Source organism: Symmachiella macrocystis, from assembly GCF_007860075.1.
Lineage (GTDB): Bacteria > Planctomycetota > Planctomycetia > Planctomycetales > Planctomycetaceae > Symmachiella > Symmachiella macrocystis.
This window is the reverse complement of the sequence record NZ_SJPP01000001.1, coordinates 3,525,227-3,544,612: the sequence shown is the minus strand read 5'-3', so window position 1 is coordinate 3,544,612 and position 19,386 is coordinate 3,525,227. Positions and strand designations below refer to the sequence as shown.

Here is a 19,386-nt window from a genome sequence, read left to right as displayed (position 1 = left end):
TAGCCGTAGGGCCGGTTTTACCGGCCGGAACTATTCAAAACGTTGCCGCAATAACACGATGTACGATTAACGTCTATTCATATCCGGTTTCGTCCGGCACAGCCGGACCTACGCGATTTAGCAGTCACATGTTAAATGCGCACAGCCGGAAATTCTGGTTGGAGGTCAGGCCGCATCATGCCCAACTGGCGTCGCGCTCACGTCCCTGGAGGAACGTTTTTCTTTACACTCGTAACGGAATATCGCGCTCCATTATTCCGTTCACAAAATGCTAGAGTGATGTTTGGCGATTGTATTCGTCGGTGCTGCCAGTCGTGGCCGTTTGAAGTGAATGCGATCGTCTTACTACCCGATCATTTACACGCGATCTGGACTTTGCCAACCGGTGATAGCAATTACCCGAAGCGCTGGGCATGGATCAAAAAGGAATTCACGAAGAATTGGCTTTCTGTTGACGGGCGGGAACAGACTACTTCGGCGGGGAAAAAACGGGATGGGAGACGCGGTATTTGGCAAACCAAGTTTTGGGAGCACACGATTGAATCAGAAGATGATTTCCAGAGCCATTTCGACTATATCCACTTCAATCCTGTAAAGCATGGATTGGTAGAGTGCCCAAGCGAATGGCCATGGTCAAGCTTTCATCGCTGGGTGCGTCGTGGAGTCTATCCCGTAAATTGGGCATGCGAGACATCAAACCAGCCCAGATTTCATAGCATTGACGCAACCGTTGGTGAGTAAGGCCAGCTAGAACTGGGAACGGACCCACGTCCTCCGCAGGGCCGGTTCTACCGGCCGGAACTAATCAAAAAGCCACCGCAACATCACGTTGTACGATTGATATAAATTCGCACCCGGATTCGTCCGGCACAGCCGGACCTACGGGGTTTGGTGGTTAATGCATTCTGCTTGTTATCTCGAGCCGCGCAAACAAAATCCCCGCCAGCCAAAACGGCTACGGGGATTTCGATTGTGCCTGTGAATTCAGGAAGCCGCGACGTCTCAAGTCGATGACGTCGGGACGACCCACACCTTGACGTCGGTTTCGACATCGGTGTGCAGGTGGATTTTCACCGTGTACATGCCGATTTCTTTGAGCGGGCCTTCGAGGCGGACCTGTTCGGGGGAGATATCGTATTTGGCCGCTTTGAGGGCTTTGCTGATTTCCGGAGCGGTGATCGATCCGTACAGATGCCCTTCGGGATTGGCGTTGGCTTCGAGCGTCACGCTGTATTCGCTGAGCTGTTCGGCCAAGTTGCGGATCGACTTGATGCGATCTTTTTGCAGTTCGGCTAATCGAATGCGGTGACGTTCGACCATCCGCTTGTTTTCGTCGGTGGCGATCGTGGCCAGTCCCTGCGGAACCAGATAGTTGCGAGCGTAACCTGACTTGACGCGTACGATTTCCCCCTGCTTTCCGAGTGCAGGTACATCCTCGGCCAACAGCAGTTCGGCATTCCCTTTGGGCACGCCCGAACGCATGGCATGGAGACGTTTTTTGGACATAGTGTCAATTTCCCGTATGGTAATCTTCAAAAATTTGTGGATTGTCTGTTGTGTCGATGTGGCACTGCGTCTCAATCGCCGCGGGCCGTGTCACTGAGTGACGATTTGTCTGGCTGGGATCAATTCGGCCCTAGAACGGCACCTCATCGTCCGGAACGTTGCCACCACCACCGGAGGGAGGACCAAAGTCGTCGCCTTGTGGTGGAGCCTGTGAACCGGGATCACCGCCGCCGTAACCGGATTGGCTGCTGCTCCCGCTGTAGCCTCCGCCGCCGCCGCTACGACCGCCACCCCCCCCGCCGCCATCGCCACGGGAACCGAGCATTTGCATCCGTTCACAAACAACGCGCAGCTTGCTGCGGCGTTGCCCGGATTGTTTGTCTTCCCAGGAATCGAGTTGCAATCGCCCCTCGATGAGGACGGGACGGCCTTTAGAGAGGTATTCGCCAGCCACTTCCGCCTCACGTCCCCAAAGGGTCACGTCGACAAACGTGGTTTCTTCTTTACGCGAGTTGGATTGCTTGTCGAACCAGGTACGGTTGACCGCCAACCCAAGCTCAGAGACCGCTGTCCCCGAGGGGATATAGCGGACTTCTGGGTCACGGGTCAAGTTCCCGATCAGGATGACTCGGTTATAACTCGCCATGAGACGGTTTTCCCATTTTTATTGGTCATGCGAGGTCGATGCGTCCTAGACCTCGGCAATCGCAAGATCAAGCAGTTGTGACTTCCTCGGACGCTTCGCCTGTGGCTTCCTTAGAGGCCGATTCCTCGGATGCCGCCTTTTCTTCTGTTGCAGCCTTTTCTTCTGTTGCCGCCTTCTCCGCTGATGCGGTGGGGGATTCACCATTGACGACTGCCACCATCGGTTCGACCAAGGCTGCGTCGAGTTTGATGGCCAGGTGCCGCAGAACGATGTCGTTCAGCTTGCACAGACGGGTTAACTCATCCAGGTTTTGGCCTTCCATTTTCAGGTAGGTCAAATAGTGAAGCCCTTTGCGGCGGCCTTCGACGGGATAAGCCAATTTGCCGTCCTGCCACGGCCGTGCCGCTAAGGTTTCCGCGCCGACCCGTTCGAGGATCTTATTGATCTCGCCCAGTGAGCCGTCCGGATCGCCGGCGTACTTATTGCTGTCGATGAGGAACATCACCTCGTAGGTATTGACCGCCACAGCCGCGTCTCCCTGTCCTAATTTCTCTGGCAAAAGGTTTTGCTGAACGTGCGACTTACACGGGATGAAGTTTTAAAAAACTGTCCCAGTCGCGCCGCCAGATCGCACTGAATCGCTGTTATGTTGTTTCCGAACTGTCTTTCTGCCCGTCTCTGCTATCTGCCCGACTTATTTATCCGCTGCGTTGAACGCGTTCATGGCCGCGGCAATTCCCTGCTCGGCCCAGCACTCGACGGCGTCGGCCGCGCGAGCGACTGCCAAATCCATTTCGGCACGTTCCGCCTTGGCGAATTTGCTGAGAACAAAGTCCGCTCCACTTTGAGTCCCCGGCGGAGTCCCAACTCCGACACGAAGTCTGGGGACTTCATCGGAGCGTAAGTGATCGCAAATATTCTTCAGCCCTTTTTGCCCTCCGGCGGAACCAGACTTGCGAATCCGATTTCGTCCGACGGGCAGATTCATGTCGTCACAAATGACGAACACGTCTACCAACTCTATTTGATAAAAACTGACAGCCGCTTGTACGCTACGGCCGCTGGCATTCATATAAGTTTGCGGAGCCAACAACAAAACCTTAGTTGTCCCGATCAGGACGTCGGTGGTTTCCGCTTCAAATTTTAGCTTCGACGGGGCCGCATTCCATCGACGGGCAAGTTCCGACACGACATCGAATCCGATATTGTGTCGCGTTCCCGCATATTTTTGACCGGGATTCCCCAGTCCGACCACAAGTTTCATTACACATTAAACTCAGCCAGGCCCGGCACTGCACTGCACTGCACTGCACTGCAGGGCCGAACAACCGCAATACAAAACTGCCGTTCTTACTCGCCCTCGCTCTCGCCTTCGGGTTCTTCTCCGACCAGTTCCGGCTCGACGGGACCGCCACCGGCGATTCCTTCTTCGATTTCTTCCTCAGACATTGGCGCGTTAATACGAACGACCAGTGCGGTCGGATCATCCAGGAGCGTTGCCCCCGAGGGAAGCTCCAAATCACTGACATGCAGGGCATCGCCGATCTGCAGTTCCGAGACCCGCAAAACGATGTGATCGGGAACCTGATGAACCAAGCATTCGAAGTTGACCGTCCGATGCGGTTGATCCAGCACGCCGCCGCCGATCACGCCTTCGGGGGTACCCCGTAGTTCCACCGGCACTTCCACCGCAAGCCGCTTGGTGGGATCGATACGCTGCAGATCGAAATGTTGTACGTATTGTGAAAATGTGTCCCACTGGACTTCACGGAAAATTGCTGTGGCACTTTCACCGCCGACTTCGACGTCGACGACCTGTACTCCGCCATAAATCAGCGGTCGCAGAGCCTCTTCGGTCGTGCTCAGCGCGATGGTATCTTTTTCCAGGCCGTACAAACTTCCTGGAATTCGACCTGTGGCCCGCAGCTTACGAGTCGCTGCCGTGCCAACTTTTTCGCGAAGATCAACTGCGAGTTTTGTATTATCCGACATTATGCAAACGCCTTACTGTCCAACGTCGTTCTGAATTGCGTCGTGGAATTATTTTTGACAGACACACACCGGCCATCAATGCGGATACGAAACCTCAACCCTCTCACTTTCGATCGGGGTGCATAACGGCCATTCTGGCCGCTTGTGCGCGAAATTTCGCACGCTCAGACCGAAACTCACCCCAGTGAAGCGCCACCTAGGATAAGGTTCTCCCTACATACTTCCCCCCGCCGAGTACGCACTCTACACGCTAAGCCATTGCGCGGGGAGGCTTTCCGGAGGACCGGAGGGAATTCGCCAAAATAACGACATCCCCCCAATTCTGCAAGCGGTCGAGTGAGAATCAGTACTGTTTCTGCGGGGGAATTTCATGCCGGTGGCGTCGCGAGGGGGCGAGCGCCGATAACCATAGGGAGAATAACGCCTTACGGCTGGTGCAACATGCGGCTCTTGCCGATTATGACGGCTAGGACTGGGGAACGGATCCACGATTCACGCATTTGTCACCAGATTGCCGCCAGGCGACTGCAAGAACGCCAACTTACCGAGAAACTGATTTACGAGAAACCCTTGAGTTTTACGACGATTGACAACAAGCCTTGGTCGTAAATTGCGGGTTTTGGCGGTTGTGACCACCGCGTGCCGTTGCCGTGAAATCAAAAGGGTTCAGCTAGTTGCTACTTGCCAATTGGAGCTGCAGACTCGACAATGACATTGCCAACAGTTTGAGCCGATGGGGGTCGGGATCGCCCGACGAACGCGAATGACGAGACAGTCGACGTTTGCGTTGCATTGGTTTGGGCACGGGGAATGACGAATTCGAAATGTCATGCGTCCGCATGGTTGGCAAGCGGCTCGTCAACGAATTGACATCACCTGATAATGGGTGAGGCCCGATGGTCTCGCCGGGAGTCTGGGAAGTATGACACGGAGCGCGCCGGTTGCTCGGACAATGAGAATGGCCTTTGCCGTTTTGGTCGTCTCGGGCGGTTTTGGTTTATGGTGGTCTAACGCAACGACAGCCGACGAAGGGGACTCGGTTCCGACCGAAAACCAGGAGTCCGATCCAGCGGCACCGCAGCCGCAAGCGGCCGAGGAAACACCGGCTGAAAATCCGAAGGCGGCCGACAAGCCGGCCCCGGAACCGAAATTGCGAAACCCGTTTAAGGATTTCCTCAACGACGTGCTGACGCCGGGAGGAAAGACTGATAAACCAAAGAAAGCTGAAAAGAAAAAACGCCCCCCCCAGCCCCGCAAGCAACCACAACGCCCGATTCAGGACCCGCGCAAGCATACGTCAACCAGCGAACCCAGCGATCCACGGATCCCTGACCCGCGTACGGTGCGAAAGGCGATGCAAGAGGCTCGGCTGAGCATTGATCGTGAAAACTGGAAAATTGCCGTCCGCCAACTCCAATACATTTTGGATTTGCCGGAGGATGCATTTACGCCAGGCAACGGGCGTTCCTGGACTTCGCTGAAGGACGACGCTCGACAGCTACTGGGGAGCATGCCGGCCGAGGAATTGCAGACTTATCGTGCCGCCTATGACGGGGTCGCCGCCAAACAACTGGCCAAGGCAGTCGCCGCCGGCGATTTCCATGCGGTCGCATTGGTCGGTCGCAGATACTTCCACACCAAAGCGGGGCAACAGGCAGCCGATATTGTTGCTTCGCACTATCTGGATCGCGGCGAGTTTGGGTTAGCCAATCACTGGTTCCAGGCATTGCTCCAACCTGAGACTGACATGACGTCATCCCCGGCTTGGCGTGCCAAAGCCGCGCTGGCGGCCAAGCTGTCGAGTGTGGCCGTTCAGGGAGCACAGTCCCCATTGGCGGTGGAGGTCCAGCAGGATGATACCGCTCGATTGGGTGGCGAACAGCAAAATCTCGCTGCTTGGCTGGACGAAATCAACGAGGTTCCCCGTCCGGAGACCGCGCTGTCGGAATGGCCGATGTATATGGGCAATTCCCGTCGGACGGGTATGCCGGACGGTGGCGAGCCGTTATTGCTATCACGGTGGTACGAACCGCTGACTCGCAGCCATCGTATTGAAACTCAAATCCAAGACCTCGTTGAGGACTTGGGCGACGAAGATTTTGCCATGCTGCCGTCGCTGATCCCCTTAATGGTAGATGGCAAACTCATCTATCGCACCTTGCGGGGGGTACGGGTGGCGGATGCGGCAACGGGTGCTCCCCTGTGGGAAACTCAAGATCGGGTTTCAGCGGAAAGCCTGTTGTCCAACGATAATTTGAATGGGGCATGGGGCTTTAGCGGGCGGCGTGTTTTTGCCAATTTCCGGGGCTACTCATCGCAATCGATTACAAAAAACCCGCTCGCCTATCTGCTGTTCGAAGACGCGAACTACGGCATCATTAGCAGCGATGGCCAACGGCTGTTTGTGATCGAAGACTTGGCGATCTTGACCAAACAGCCGCAGCAGTACTGGGGCTCCTCGCAGGAATCGAGCGACCGGTTTGGCCAAGATTGGTCCAGTAACAAAATCGTGGCATATGATCTCAACACAGGGCGCCCGCAATGGGAAATCGGCGGGACGCTGCATGGCGATACTTTTGAATTGCCATTAGCCGGATATTTCTTCCATGGCGCGCCAGTCGCCGACGGCAACGAACTGTTTGTCATCGGTGAAAAAGAACGGTTGATCGAGTTGATTTGCCTAGAAGCGGAAACCGGCAAAGTTCTCTGGAAACAGGCCGTTGCGCAACCGACTGCCAAAATCGAACGCGACATCGTGCGGCGTTGGTACGGTGGGCAGATTGCCGTCGGCAACGGAACGATTGTCTGCCAAACCACGACGGGGTTGATCGCAGCGGTGGAACGTCGGTCCCACGCCTTGTTGTGGTCGGCTGATACTGCAAAATCGAAAACGTCGAACAGAAGCCGTAGGCGTGGACGAAAACAGGAGGACGTCGCCCCCACTGAACCGTTGAACAAACGCTGGTTCCCGACTCCGCCGATCATCGCCGGAAATCGAGTCCTGATAACCGCACCCCGTAGTAACTCGTTGTACTGCCTTGACTTGATCACCGGCAGTGACCAAGCGGGCTGGGGTTGGAAGACCCCCAAGACCTCCAGAGGCATGGAGCTGTTGTATCTGGCGGGCGTGTTTCATCAACACGTCGTTGTGGTCGGCAAACGACACGTGAAGTGCTATGCCCTGCACAACGGGTTTGATGATAAATGGGATATCGATCTCCCTTCGCCCCCTTGCGGACGGGGTGTGGCAGTTGCCGGCCGGTACTACGTGCCCTGCCAAACGGGCGAACTTGTGGGAATCGAATTAGAGACCGGCTCGATCGCCGAAAGCCTCTCGCGCCCCGTAGGTAGCCGCGGGCTTGGCAATTTGGCCCTGTATCGCGGCGCGGTGATTTCACTGAGTCCGTTCGGTGTTGAATCGTTTGAACAACGGCACACCATCGAACAAGAAATCGCGGAACGCAAAAAACGAGACCCACACGATGCCGTCGCACTGCTGCGCGAGGCGGAAATTGCCGAGTTAAATCGCGATGTGACCACCGTACTCGATCGAGCCAGAACCTTAGATGCCGACGCATTATCGCCGGTTGATCAAACCCGGTTTCACGACCTGTACATTCGCGCATTGACCGGGTTGATCCAGTCGGACTATGCCCAACATGATGACGCTGTCGCTGAGCTGCAGCAGCTATCCGTCACGCGTGACGAACGTCAGGCCTATTTGCGATTAGTTGCCGACCGCCTCGTAGCGCGGGGTGAGATCGAAGACGCGTTCGAAAGTTATGTCCAGTTGGCTGCGTCGATTGCACCGAACATGATTCAACCAGTCGCTGATTCGCGCATGAAAGTCCGCGAGGACCTTTGGCTGGCGGGGCGCATTACCGATCTTTGGGCTCAAATCCCCTCCGCCGCGCTGCCCGATTTTGACAACCGTGTCGCCACACTCGCCGATGAGGTGGCCGCAGAGTCCATCGAGGAACAAAAACAGTGGTTAACGCTGTTTGGCTTTCACCCGGCAGCACTCAAAATCCAACAGCAACTTGTTGAGTACTACGCAAGCAACGGCAATCTCGTAGCAGCGGAGGATCTGTTGAATCAGATTCGCGACCGGTCTTCAGACGAAATTGCCGCTCAAGCGGTGCGGCGAAAAGCGGAGTTGTTGCTCAGCGCCGGCGCCGCCGATGCGGCTGCAGACACTTACGCTGAGCTGGAACAACGGTACGGAGCGACCCCACTTCCCGATGGAAAAACCGCTGCGGAGGTCGCGCAGGCGTTCCGTTCTGACAAAAACGCTCCCCACGAACTCAAACGACATTTGTCTCCCGACTGGGGAAATGGGCCAATGACTGCAGTGCGGATGGGCCATGATTATTCGCAACAAGACAGCCTGTTGCCGTTGGATGGCCTGGACCTCGACACGCCGTTTTTCAGCCGACATCAATTGCACGTGCGTAGCTTGCGGCAAAGACTAGAGATCGTGCGAGGCGACAGTGACAAGTATCTGGCCTCGATTCCGTTGCGGGGCGATTCACGACGCGAAAACAATAGTTTGACGGCACACAGCCGCGGGCATCATGTCCTGCTGGTGAACCAAGGCATGCTCCATAGCATTTCGCCATTGGAGAAAAAAGTTCGTTGGGTTCAACCGGTCGAAGTCGCGCCGCAGCACTCGACCTACCAATCCGAATCTAACGCGGATATGCGGATGAAGACCTCATTCGATACAGCCCTCAGACAACGCGGGGGCCGCCAACCGCAGTCGACGAATTTGTTCGACGATCGGCATTTTATCTGGCGATCGGGTCGGGAACTGACGGTCGTCGATACGCTGACCGGCGAAATTTGCTGGACAATGGAAAACGTGCCGTCGGACGCCCAGTTCTTCGGCGGCGATGGGTTGCTCTATCAGCAGGAAGGGAAAAACAAAAAAAATCTGGTGGCGATCCGCTTACTGGACGGTAAACGGATCGACTTGCCGCACTTGGCAGATTTCACCAGTGGAGTCACCTCCAGCCGCGCGAAACGATTTGTGGGACGGTACGGATTGTTCACCAAGAAATCCGATAAGAACGTGCAAATCTCCCTCAGGGATCCGCTCAACGACGCGGAAGTCTGGAACCGCGAATTCCCAGCCAAGTCGCTGTCGGTACTTAGCAATGAACACCAACTCTTCGTCGTAACCCCCGATGGCAAGTTTTCACAATTAAATCTGAAAACCGGCGAGCTACGCCTCTTGGGCGAAGTGGACTTGGATGTCTTGAAGAGTCGCAGAACCGTCTATTGCGTGACGGACAACCAAAACGCATATTTGATCATCGATTGGGCTGCGCGACGATCGAGGGACCGCTATAGTGGCAATCATCTTGCCACCATCCGGATTTCCGGTAAAATTTTCGCTTTTAACCTAGACGACCCGAGCGACCGTTGGGTTTACAAAGTGGATAAGCCGCGACTGCTCATGCTATCGGGATTACAGGACGCTCCGCTGCTCGTACTGGCGCGTCCCCAATCCGAGACAGTCGGTCGGCGTCCTCGGCAGATGATCAATAAGGTCAATTTGGTGGCGATCGACAAACGCAATGGCGAACAAGTCTTGGATGCGACACTTCACATGCAACCCAACTTCCAAAAAGCTCATGTCAACTTACCAGGCAAGTACATTGAGCTACAGACCTACAACGAACGGGTGCGGTTGATGCCCATGCGTGGTGAAACCGCCGCTGCCAGCCCTCAGCCGAGCGAATAATTCGCGCTCAGCGGCCCGCCGCCAACTGCTACCGTTTGACGGTGTTTGGTCGCGGCGCCGACATCAAAATCGGCGTTCAGTTTTCTCTGCGGACTTGCCGTCAGATTTTCCGGCGTTAATCTAAAGATGTGCACTCGTTGGTTCGTTTGAGCCACGCTCCCAACCGATATTCCTCGATAGACGCGATTCACCATGCACGACTTTGAATACGAAGCTCCCACGACCGTCGCGGACGCCGTTAAAATGCTGGCCAAGCACAACGGATCTGCTCGAATTCTGGCCGGCGGCACCGATCTGATCGATCAAATCCGCATGGGGCGATTCGCTCCGGATGTGGTCGTGGACATCAAAAAGGTCGACGCCCTCCACAGCATCGACATCTCAGCAGACGGACTCAAATTAGGCGCCGTCGTCCCTTGCTATCGGATCTACGGCAACGAAATGATTTGCCGCGACTATTCGGCACTGGCCGATGCGACAAAGATTATCGGCGGTGCGCAAATTCAAAGCCGAGCATCGGTCGGCGGCAACCTTTGCAACTCAGGACCCGCGGCCGATTCCACGCCAGCATTGATCGCATTGGGAGCGCAAGCGGTGATTGCCGGACCGGACGAAACACGCGAAGTGCCTGTCGAAAAATTCTGCACGGGACCGGGAAAAAATGTGCTGGAACCGGGAGAGCTGTTGACCGCACTGGTCATGCCCGCGCGGCCTGCCCACAGCGGATCGCACTACCTGCGGTTCATTCCCCGCAACGAAATGGACATTGCCGTAGTCGGGGCAGGGGCTTCGGTGCTGTTGGACGAATCAGGCAAAAATTTTGTTTCAGCGCGGATTGCTATCGGCGCGGTCGCCGCCACTCCGCTGTTTGCCGAAGAAGCGAGCGAGCTATTGGCCGGTCAACCGGTCGGAGACGAAGCGATCGAAGCGGCAATGGCTGCCACGCGAAAAATTGCAACGCCGATCAACGATATGCGGGGCACTGTAGAATTTCGCAAACATGTGACCGGCGTTTTGACGCGCCGAGCTTTGGAAAAAGCGATTGAGCGTGCCCGAGCAAATACGGGAAAATAACGCCGACTAGGTTTTTGTATTTTCATAGAGTCACGCCCACAATCCTTCAATTGATGTTCTTCAGGATTTCCTCATGGCGAAAAAACGAGTTGTCACCACGACCATCAACGACCGGCAGGTTGAGTTTCTCTGCCAACCACGGCAGACATTGCTCGAGTCCTTGCGCGACGTGTTGAATATGACCGGCACGAAGGAAGGGTGTACCAACGGCAATTGCGGCGCCTGTACCGTCCTGATGGACGGCCGCCCGGTCGATTCCTGTCTGGTGCTCGCCGTCGAGGCGGAAGGTGCCGACCTGGAAACGATCGAAGGGGTGGCTCCAAGTGACGGACTGGATCCGATTCAAACCGCGTTTTTAGAAAACGCCGCCTTGCAATGCGGAATCTGCACGCCGGGATTCATCATGGCGACCAAAGCGCTGCTGGAATCCAATCCGCATCCCACAGAAGATGAAATTCGCTTTTATCTGGCCGGCAATTTGTGCCGTTGCACTGGATACGACAAAATCGTCCGCGCCGTCTTGGACGTTGCGGAATCTCGCGAGGAGGTGAGCGCCTGATGGCTTCCGTCGAAAAAACACAAGGTCAAGAACCTTCTACAAACGGCCAGTACAAAGTCATCGGCACCCGCCCGATTCGTCACGACGGGGTCGACAAAGTGACCGGTCGCGCCCGCTATGGAGGCGATACGCGGCTGACCGGCATGTTGCCGGCCGCTGTGCTCCGCAGCCCCCATGCGCATGCGAAGATCATTTCGGTCGACACCTCCAAAGCCGAAGCACTACCGGGCGTGCGCGCGGTCGCCACGGCAGCCGACTTGCCGGACGCAACGGACAAAATCGCGGACCTGGGTGAAGGCTCGGTCAATCTCAAACACCTCAGCGATAACGTCCTGGCCAGCGATAGAGTGCTCTATCGCGGTCATGCAATTGCCGCCGTCGCCGCCGATGACATTCACATCGCCCAAGAGGCGGTGGGACTCATCGAGGTCAAATACGATCTGTTGCCACCGGTGATGAACGTGCTCGATGCGATGAAGGCCGATGCGCCGCTTTTGCACGACGACATCAAAACCGACGATCTAGGCGAAACTGCGGATCAACTTAGCAACATTGCCACGCACATCCGTTTTGAAAAAGGGGATCTCGAAGCGGGGTTCGCCGCAGCGGATGCGATTGTCGAACGAGAATTTCACACTGCCACGGTTCATCAAGGCTATATCGAACCACACAACGCGACCGCCCTGTGGAATGCCGACGGCCATATTACGATCTGGATGAGCACACAAGGCACGTTCACGGCCCGCCAACAAACAGCAGAACTCCTGGATGTGCCGGTCTCCCGCGTGAAAGTGGTGCCGATGGAAATCGGCGGCGGCTTTGGTGGAAAAATCTCTGTGTATTTGCCCCCCGTCGCTGCGATTCTGTCGAAGAAAACCGGACGTCCTGTGCAAATGCTGATGAGCCGCACCGACGTCTTCGAAGCGACCGGCCCCACCTCAGGCTCGACAATCCGCGTGAAAATGGGAGCTGATAGCGAGGGCCGCATCACCGCCGCCGAAGCTTGGCTGGCGTATGAAGCCGGGGCATATCCCGGTTCGCCGGTCGGTGCCGGTGCGATGTGTGTCTTCGCCTGCTATGACGTTCCGAATGGCAAGGTCGATGGCTTTGACGTTGTGGTCAATAAACCACGAACCAACGCCTATCGTGCCCCCGGCGCGACAAACGCCGCCTTCGCCACGGAAACCGTGGTCGATGAACTCTGCGAAAAGCTGAAGCTCGATCCGGTCGAGTTCCGCATCAATAACGCGGCCAAGGAAGGGGTCCGTCGAGTCGATGGCCCCGTTTTCCCACGGGTTGGCATGATCGAAACGGTGGAAGCGATTCGCGATTCTGAGCATTACCAGACCCCGCTGGAAGGCAAACACCGAGGACGTGGAATGGCCAGCGGCTTTTGGTTCAACGTGGGCCTCAAATCGACTGCTCAAGCCACCGTCAATGCCGACGGGACCGTCGCATTGATCGAAGGTTCCACCGACATCGGGGGCTCACGGGCCGGTATCGCCATGCAATTGGCTGAAACACTCGGCATCGCCGCCGAAGATGTCGTGCCGACAGTGGTCGACACCGATAGCATCGGCTACACCGACGTGACCGGCGGGAGCCGCGTGACATTTGCCACCGGTTGGGCCGCCTATTTGGCAGCCAAGGACATTCAAGGCCAGTTGATCGAACGGGCCGCCAAAATCTGGGACTGCGATGTCGCCAAGATCGACTACAAAGACGGCGCGGTCGTCGGTCCCGATGGCAAACGCTTCTCGTTCAAAGAAATCGCCGCTGAGGCGCAGACGGTCGGCGAACCGGTGATCGGTCGCGGATCGGCGGATCCGCAAGAACCGGGTGGCGCATTCGGCACGCATCTGGTCGACGTCGAAGTCGACATCGACACCGGCAAGGTCACCATCTTGCGATACACCGCCGCACAGGACGCCGGCACGGCGATCCATCCCGCCTATGTCGAAGGACAAATCCAAGGCGGCGTGGTCCAAGGCATCGGCTGGGGACTCAACGAAGAGTATTACTACGACGACAAAGGCACGATGCGGAATTCGACCTATCTCGATTACCGCATGCCCACGTCGTACGACCTGCCGATGATCGATACCATCATCGTCGAAGTCCCCAACCCCGGGCACCCTTACGGAGTTCGCGGAGTCGGAGAAGTCCCCATCGTTCCCCCGCCGGCTGCATTGGCCAACGCGATTTACGATGCCATTGGCATTCGTATGCACGAGCTGCCCATGTCTCCGCCGAAAGTGATGCACGAAATCCTCAAACAGCAATGAGGCTTGGGGAAGTCGTGGGTTTTGACAGGGGGCACGCGAAGTTTAAGGAACGAAATATGCCCACAGCTTTCATGCCGCCCGCGCTTCGCAAACTCACCGGCGACAATGATCGCATTACGATCGAAGCGCAGACGGTCCGTGAGGCGATCACTGAGTTGGAGCATCGGTATCCGGGTATCGAGGCACGATTGACCGCTGATGGGGCAATCAAACCGGGACTAGCGGTCGCCGTAGATGGCAACGTCTCCAGCCAAGGCATGTTGCAGAAACTAAAACCCGACAGCGAACTGCACTTTCTACCAGCCATCGGCGGCGGTTGACCGCAAACACCGAAGGAATCCGCATGATGCCTTCGAGACAACCGGCCAGAAACGTCTACCCCGCACTCGCCTTGCTGTATCAACCTGTAGGATCAGTCGGTGGTCTGATGTCCTGCGAGTATGATTATCAAACGCAGGTTGTGTCGGGCAGCTGCCTCACCTACATCTCTGGTTCAACTCTCTAACTTCGGACCTTGCGACAAGACATTCATGCCAGCCCCCGCACACCCATCAATCTATTTTGAAACCGGGGGGGTGAAAGATCAAGCCGTTGTCAGTAGGCGAGGTGGTCCTAGACTCGCTGACGGTTTGGTCGATCGGCCGGATGAGCGTTAGACGGAAACCGCCTATTACGCGCCAAGACGTGTGAAAAACGAGAAAATCGTTGGTAAAATGCAACTTACGAAGAACGGTGGCCTGTGCATGAGGTTGCAAACTTGCAGACTAGCAGACTAGCAGGTGATATGCTGATCATGCCAAAACCAAGCTATTCGCCTAGGTCGACCGTGTATCAAACGCTGGTAATTCTATGCCTATTGCCGATACTTGGCTGCTCAACTGAACCGCAGATGCGAACTGCTGACGAAATCTATTGCTCCGAACTCGACAAACGCGGCATCGGGTACTCCGTGACGCCGGAAGGACTTTACGAGATTCAAATCAACGACCAAACAGTCACAGTTAGTCTCGAAAACATCCGCCGCAATTACGATCGTGACGGCGATGCTGATGCCATTGTGCGATTCGTCGAAAATGTTGACACCGATTTCTTCGCTGAAATACCGTCATGGGATGATGTGCAGTCGTATGTCCGGTACTCACTGGAAACGTCAGACTATGAAACGGGTTTTGACGACGTTTTGTTTACTGCCATCACCGACCAGCTGAATCAGGTATTCGTTTTCACATCCACCGACGGCACCCAAATTACATGGATCAACGAATCGATGCTTGATGACTGGGATGTCACTCGCAAACAAGTCGTTGAACGAGCTGAAGAAAATATGGCGGCAATCGTCGCCGAAACCAAAATCGAGGTTGAGGACATTGCTGTCAACAAATTGAGGATGATCTCCACTGAAGAAACACCGTTCAAGGCTTCCCTTATTTTGTCCCCCGCGTTCCGCGATCTTGTTTCACCAACTCACGGCTGGCCGGTTTGTGCCGTTGTTCCGTGTCGCGATTTCGTCTACGTTATTCGCAACGACAATCGTGATTTCCTGGCTCGTCTCGGTGGCGTCGTAATCAAAGAATATCGCAACTCCGGTCATCCGATCACGAAAGATGTCCTTCAAGTGTCGGATGAGGGAATCACTGCAATTGGCACGTATCCTGAATTTGAATAAACTGCAAAAAATGAAACGTTGGGCGCAAGTGGGCGGCAACTGCAGTTTTGAATGCAATGTCACACGCGCCCGCGTGTGAACGTGGTCGTCATGCCAGACCGGGGAGGCGCTCTTGATGTCACGTGACAAACACCACGTCCGCCTCCGGGAATTGCCTCGTGGAAGACGTCGTCGATGTGTGTTGCTCGCCATTGGAATGGCATGGTTCGCCTTGAGTCTATTCCTGCTGGACATCGCGTTTTGGATTTGGCTCAAGCCCCATGCGCCCGATGCTGCAGCCATTACCACATTTGTATTGATTGGCGTTTCGATGGGAATCAGCCGTGGCACTCATGCAAGACTGACATTGAAGGACCGTGAATCAGAAGAATTCGTAAGCCAACCCAGCGTCTTCGACTTTTCATTGCTGGCACTGTCGTTAATGATGGTGATTGTCGGCGGAAGCGTCGCGATTGCGAATTACTAGCTGAATCGATACCAGTAGCAACACCAAACGTTCTGTCGAGCAAATTCATGTCTGACTCATCTACAGATATTCGCCCGATGACTGACAGTGAATTTGATGAGTGGACGGATGTCCGATCGCGTGGCATCAGCTACTTTCGCCGAAAGTGCTTCATCATCAATTCAAAAGTTGCAGCAATCACGATCGCGATCCTGGCCGTGGTACAGTACACAGAAATCGCGCCTCTGTGGGTGCGATTGATGCTGCCTGGTGGTGTAATTTTCTATATGTTTGGGCTCCCCTTCCTGATGCACTTCTTTTTTACACCACTACTATGGATAAGCCATGAACAACAATACGCCAAGACTCTGGAAATTCGAGCTACAAAAAAGAGCAATGATCAGTAACTTAGGTCATGCAGCTGCCTGACCTCCTCGCTGAAATCGTCGTTCACCATGACCAGGAGTCTGTGATGAGAATCTTGAACCACCGTTGGACGTGTTTGCTGTTTGCTCAGATATGCCTCTTGGCCAACCTCTTCGCAGCGATGGCCGATGAGACCACGCCCGTCCGTTTCCAGGTCGTCGATGCGGACAGCAACACGCCATTGCCTTGCCGCGTTTATCTCCGGTCCGCTGCGGGGACGTACTACCATGTCAAATCGGCTGACTCGGCTGGGAGTGCGGTGACGTACGATGTGAAACGTTCCGCGGAAAGTTTTGAAAAGCATACCACTGTTTCGGCGCATCCTTTTACGGCCGATCTGCCGCCGGGCGACTATACGGTTACGGTGGAACGGGGTAAGGAGTACCGTCCCGTTAAGAAAACGATCACCGTGGGAACCGCGCCGGTTGAGGAAACTATCCGGTTACAACGATGGGTGAACATGGCCGAGCGGGGCTGGTATTCCGGCGACACTCATGTGCATCGCACTGTCGCGGAGCTGCCCAATGTGATGCTGGCTGAGGATCTCAACGTAGCATTGCCGCTGTCGTATTGGGTTCTCAAAGCTTATACACCCCCAGCGCAAGGGGATGAGTCCGTGCCGGCAAAGGCGGAGTTAATCCGCGTCGATGCGACGCACGTGATTTGGCCGTTGAACACGGAATACGAACTGTTTTCCGTCAATGGAAAACAGCACACGTTGGGGGCGGTGTTTGTGCTGAATCAAAAACAACCGCTACGACTAGCGGCGCCGCCGGTTGCCCCGATTGCTGCCGAAGCACGGCGACAAGGTGCGCTGTTGGATTTGGACAAACATTCCTGGCCCTGGTCGATGATGCTGGTGCCGGTGATGGACGTGGATCTATTTGAGCTGTCCAACAATCACATTTGGCGGACGCAGTTCCATTTTAAGCAGTGGACAATCGACCAACTTCCCCCCGGCTGGGAGATCGAAACCGACGGCGATGGTTTTACTGAACGGGGTTGGACCGATTTTGGATTGAAGACGTACTATGCGTTGCTGAATTGCGGGTTTAACATGCGGCCGACAGCGGGGACGGCCTCGGGCGTGCATCCTGTGCCGTTGGGATTTGGTCGCGTATACGTGCATCTGCCCGACGGTTTTCATTACGACAAATGGATGGCCGGATTGGATGCGGGACACAGTTTTGTCACCACCGGTCCGATGCTGCCCGCCACGTTCAACGGCAAGCTGGCCGGGACGACGTTCGTGCACGATGCGCCCACGTCCGTCCGTATCGAAGCCACCGTGCTGAGCGATACGCCGCTGGAATCGGTCGAGATCATCAAGAACGGTGAGATAATTCGCACGATTGCACCGACAGATGAGTCCGTGGTTGGCAATCACCATGAGCAGGTGGTCAACGAAACGATCCCGGTCGAGGAAACGTCGTGGATTGCAGTACGTTGTTTTTCTCGCCCGCCGACAGGCGACCGCCGCCGGTTTGCGCATACCGCCCCCGTGCATATCACGATCAAAGACCGCCCTCTACGTCCACGACGATTCGAGACGCAGTTTCTCACGAATCTCGTGAAGCAGGAACTCGTACGCAATCGGGGTGTACTGAGCGACGACGAATTGGCCGAATATGAGCAGGCGCTGGAGGTCTATCGCAAGCTGCACGCGACGGCGATCCCAAGCCGGTGAGTTCGTCGTTAACTCGCTTCGGGCGCTAATTGAAACTGCTGGTCGACGGTGTACGTTTTCAGTTGCTGTGCCGCTTTGAACCCCGAGAACAGGCCGAACAGCGCAAAGGCGTGAAACCCGACGCTGAGCCATTCTCGAAATAGAAGAAAGATCAGCCCATCAGCCGCGTAGACCAACATGCCAATAATAAATACCCAAGTGTGCGCGCGATTAGCTAAATAACCCATGCCGGCGAACATTCCGGCAATGGTCATACTGATCGCCAACGCAATGCCTGTTAAAACCATCGCAGCCGTGGGATCCAAGTCCTTGGCGATCCCCGCAGCCACGAAATCAATGATCTGCGTGACGCCCAAACCAACCACGAAATTCCAGTCCGCCCCACAGGCTATGATCACCGAATTCACGACCGAAAGCGCTGCGATCCAATAGAACCAATTGGCGCCGGAGTGTAACTGGGCAATCAACTCGCCAGGTTGCGATCCTTCACTTGAGGGGATGGAATGCCCGGGTGTCTCGTAGACTTCGGTTTCATCGTAATCTACGGGTGCATCATACGCCTCGGGTTCATGATGCGTCTCGGCTTCATCATAAGTCTCGGGGACTTCCGAATCCGCTTCGTAAAAGTCCTCGGTTGGCTGCGGCGGGCGGTCTTGGCTGCGGTCATCGTACATAGGAGCGTTCTCTGGAACATGACAGGGCAATTAGGCAACGGCCCGTATTCTGCCATTTGAGAATCTGGATTTCCACTTTTTTCCGGGATTGTGGTGAGATTTTCCAGAGTTGGATCCAGCGCCCCATTGCACGTGATCGAACTGCGGTCGAGGGTTTTGAGAAATAGACGTCGGGGGTTTTGAGAGTCGATCAGTAGTGCGGGTAATAAAAAAAACGCCTCCGACCGTTGCAAGATTTGCAACGCGAGGCGTTTGAGGTTTTCCAGGTGAGAAAACAGTTGCGGCGGGAACGATCAACTGTCGTTGCCGGCCAGCGGTTCTTTTTTCTCGGTCAGCACGGGGCAAGTTTGGGCAAGTTCCGCATTGAGTTCGGTATACTCGGCCCATTCTTCCGGAAGATTGTCTTCATGGAAAATGGCTTCGACGGGGCATTCGGGAACGCAAGCCTCGCAGTCAATACATTCATCGGGATGAATGTACAACATCGACTCGCCTTCATAAAAGCATTCCACCGGGCAAACCACCACACAGTCGGTGTACTTGCAGCCAAAGCAAGGTTCGGCGACAACGTGGGTCATCTGACTCCCTTTCTCAAGCGTTGAACATCTCTAAATAAAACAAACGTAAACCGGTTCAAAAATCAATAAGCTATCATTTCAAGTCGGCATCCGAAGGCGGTT

The 19,386-nt window shown here is 55.4% G+C and carries 17 protein-coding genes; 10 read left to right on the top strand and 7 right to left on the bottom strand.

From position 1 onward, the window contains the following. The first annotated feature begins 177 nt into the window (after positions 1-177). Positions 178-741, top strand: coding sequence for an REP-associated tyrosine transposase (locus CA54_RS13740; protein WP_146371305.1), 564 nt, complete (start codon positions 178-180; stop codon positions 739-741). A gap of 261 nt (positions 742-1,002) precedes the next feature. Here CA54_RS13740 and rplI read toward each other — a convergent pair whose 3' ends face one another. The 5 genes from rplI to CA54_RS13715 form a co-directional block, all read right to left on the bottom strand. Further along, positions 1,003-1,506, bottom strand: coding sequence for a 50S ribosomal protein L9 (rplI, locus tag CA54_RS13735; protein ID WP_146371304.1), 504 nt, complete (start codon positions 1,504-1,506; stop codon positions 1,003-1,005). A 130-nt stretch (positions 1,507-1,636) separates the two neighbouring features. Then, entirely contained in the window at positions 1,637-2,152 is a 516-nt protein-coding gene (gene ssb / locus CA54_RS13730) for a single-stranded DNA-binding protein (RefSeq protein WP_146371303.1), read from the bottom strand. A 67-nt stretch (positions 2,153-2,219) separates the two neighbouring features. After that, a complete protein-coding gene (rpsF, locus tag CA54_RS13725) occupies positions 2,220-2,678 on the bottom strand; it encodes a 30S ribosomal protein S6 (protein ID WP_231963056.1) in 459 nt (152 codons plus the stop codon). Between the two features lie 168 nt (positions 2,679-2,846). Next, positions 2,847-3,416 (bottom strand): aminoacyl-tRNA hydrolase, encoded by a 570-nt coding sequence (gene pth, locus CA54_RS13720; protein WP_146371302.1) that lies wholly within the window; start codon positions 3,414-3,416, stop codon positions 2,847-2,849. Between the two features lie 86 nt (positions 3,417-3,502). Continuing rightward, entirely contained in the window at positions 3,503-4,144 is a 642-nt protein-coding gene (locus CA54_RS13715; RefSeq protein ID WP_146371301.1) for a 50S ribosomal protein L25, read from the bottom strand. Positions 4,145-5,102: 958 nt separating this feature from the next. Between CA54_RS13715 and CA54_RS13710 the strand changes: the two genes are divergently transcribed. From CA54_RS13710 to CA54_RS13670, 9 genes are all read left to right on the top strand, one after another. Then, on the top strand, positions 5,103-9,890 hold the full coding sequence (locus tag CA54_RS13710) for an outer membrane protein assembly factor BamB family protein (RefSeq protein WP_197532450.1): 4,788 nt from the start codon (positions 5,103-5,105) through the stop codon (positions 9,888-9,890). A gap of 192 nt (positions 9,891-10,082) precedes the next feature. Beyond that, positions 10,083-10,964 carry an FAD binding domain-containing protein gene (locus tag CA54_RS13705; RefSeq protein WP_146371299.1) on the top strand — a complete coding sequence of 294 codons (882 nt, stop codon included), beginning with the start codon at positions 10,083-10,085 and terminating at the stop codon, positions 10,962-10,964. Between the two features lie 73 nt (positions 10,965-11,037). Then, positions 11,038-11,523 carry a (2Fe-2S)-binding protein gene (locus tag CA54_RS13700; RefSeq protein ID WP_146371298.1) on the top strand — a complete coding sequence of 162 codons (486 nt, stop codon included), beginning with the start codon at positions 11,038-11,040 and terminating at the stop codon, positions 11,521-11,523. After that, on the top strand, positions 11,523-13,808 hold the full coding sequence (locus tag CA54_RS13695; protein WP_146371297.1) for a xanthine dehydrogenase family protein molybdopterin-binding subunit: 2,286 nt from the start codon (positions 11,523-11,525) through the stop codon (positions 13,806-13,808). Before CA54_RS13700 ends, CA54_RS13695 begins: the two co-directional genes overlap by 1 nt. Positions 13,809-13,864: 56 nt before the next feature. Beyond that, positions 13,865-14,128 carry a MoaD/ThiS family protein gene (locus tag CA54_RS13690; protein ID WP_197532449.1) on the top strand — a complete coding sequence of 88 codons (264 nt, stop codon included), beginning with the start codon at positions 13,865-13,867 and terminating at the stop codon, positions 14,126-14,128. 419 nt (positions 14,129-14,547) lie between these two features. Beyond that, the gene (locus CA54_RS13685) at positions 14,548-15,474 is read left to right on the top strand and encodes a hypothetical protein (protein WP_146371295.1); all 927 of its coding nucleotides are present in this window, start codon (positions 14,548-14,550) and stop codon (positions 15,472-15,474) included. Between the two features lie 115 nt (positions 15,475-15,589). After that, a complete protein-coding gene (locus CA54_RS13680) occupies positions 15,590-15,940 on the top strand; it encodes a hypothetical protein (protein ID WP_146371294.1) in 351 nt (116 codons plus the stop codon). A 47-nt stretch (positions 15,941-15,987) separates the two neighbouring features. After that, a complete protein-coding gene (locus CA54_RS13675; protein WP_146371293.1) occupies positions 15,988-16,326 on the top strand; it encodes a hypothetical protein in 339 nt (112 codons plus the stop codon). A gap of 65 nt (positions 16,327-16,391) precedes the next feature. Next, complete coding sequence (locus CA54_RS13670) at positions 16,392-18,032, top strand: CehA/McbA family metallohydrolase (protein ID WP_146371292.1); 1,641 nt, start codon at positions 16,392-16,394, stop codon at positions 18,030-18,032. 8 nt (positions 18,033-18,040) lie between these two features. Here the strand turns inward: CA54_RS13670 and CA54_RS13665 are convergent, their stop codons facing one another. Beyond that, positions 18,041-18,706 carry a hypothetical protein gene (locus CA54_RS13665; RefSeq protein WP_146371291.1) on the bottom strand — a complete coding sequence of 222 codons (666 nt, stop codon included), beginning with the start codon at positions 18,704-18,706 and terminating at the stop codon, positions 18,041-18,043. A gap of 293 nt (positions 18,707-18,999) precedes the next feature. Then, positions 19,000-19,284 (bottom strand): ferredoxin family protein, encoded by a 285-nt coding sequence (locus CA54_RS13660; RefSeq protein ID WP_146371290.1) that lies wholly within the window; start codon positions 19,282-19,284, stop codon positions 19,000-19,002. Between the last annotated feature and the right edge of the window lie 102 nt (positions 19,285-19,386).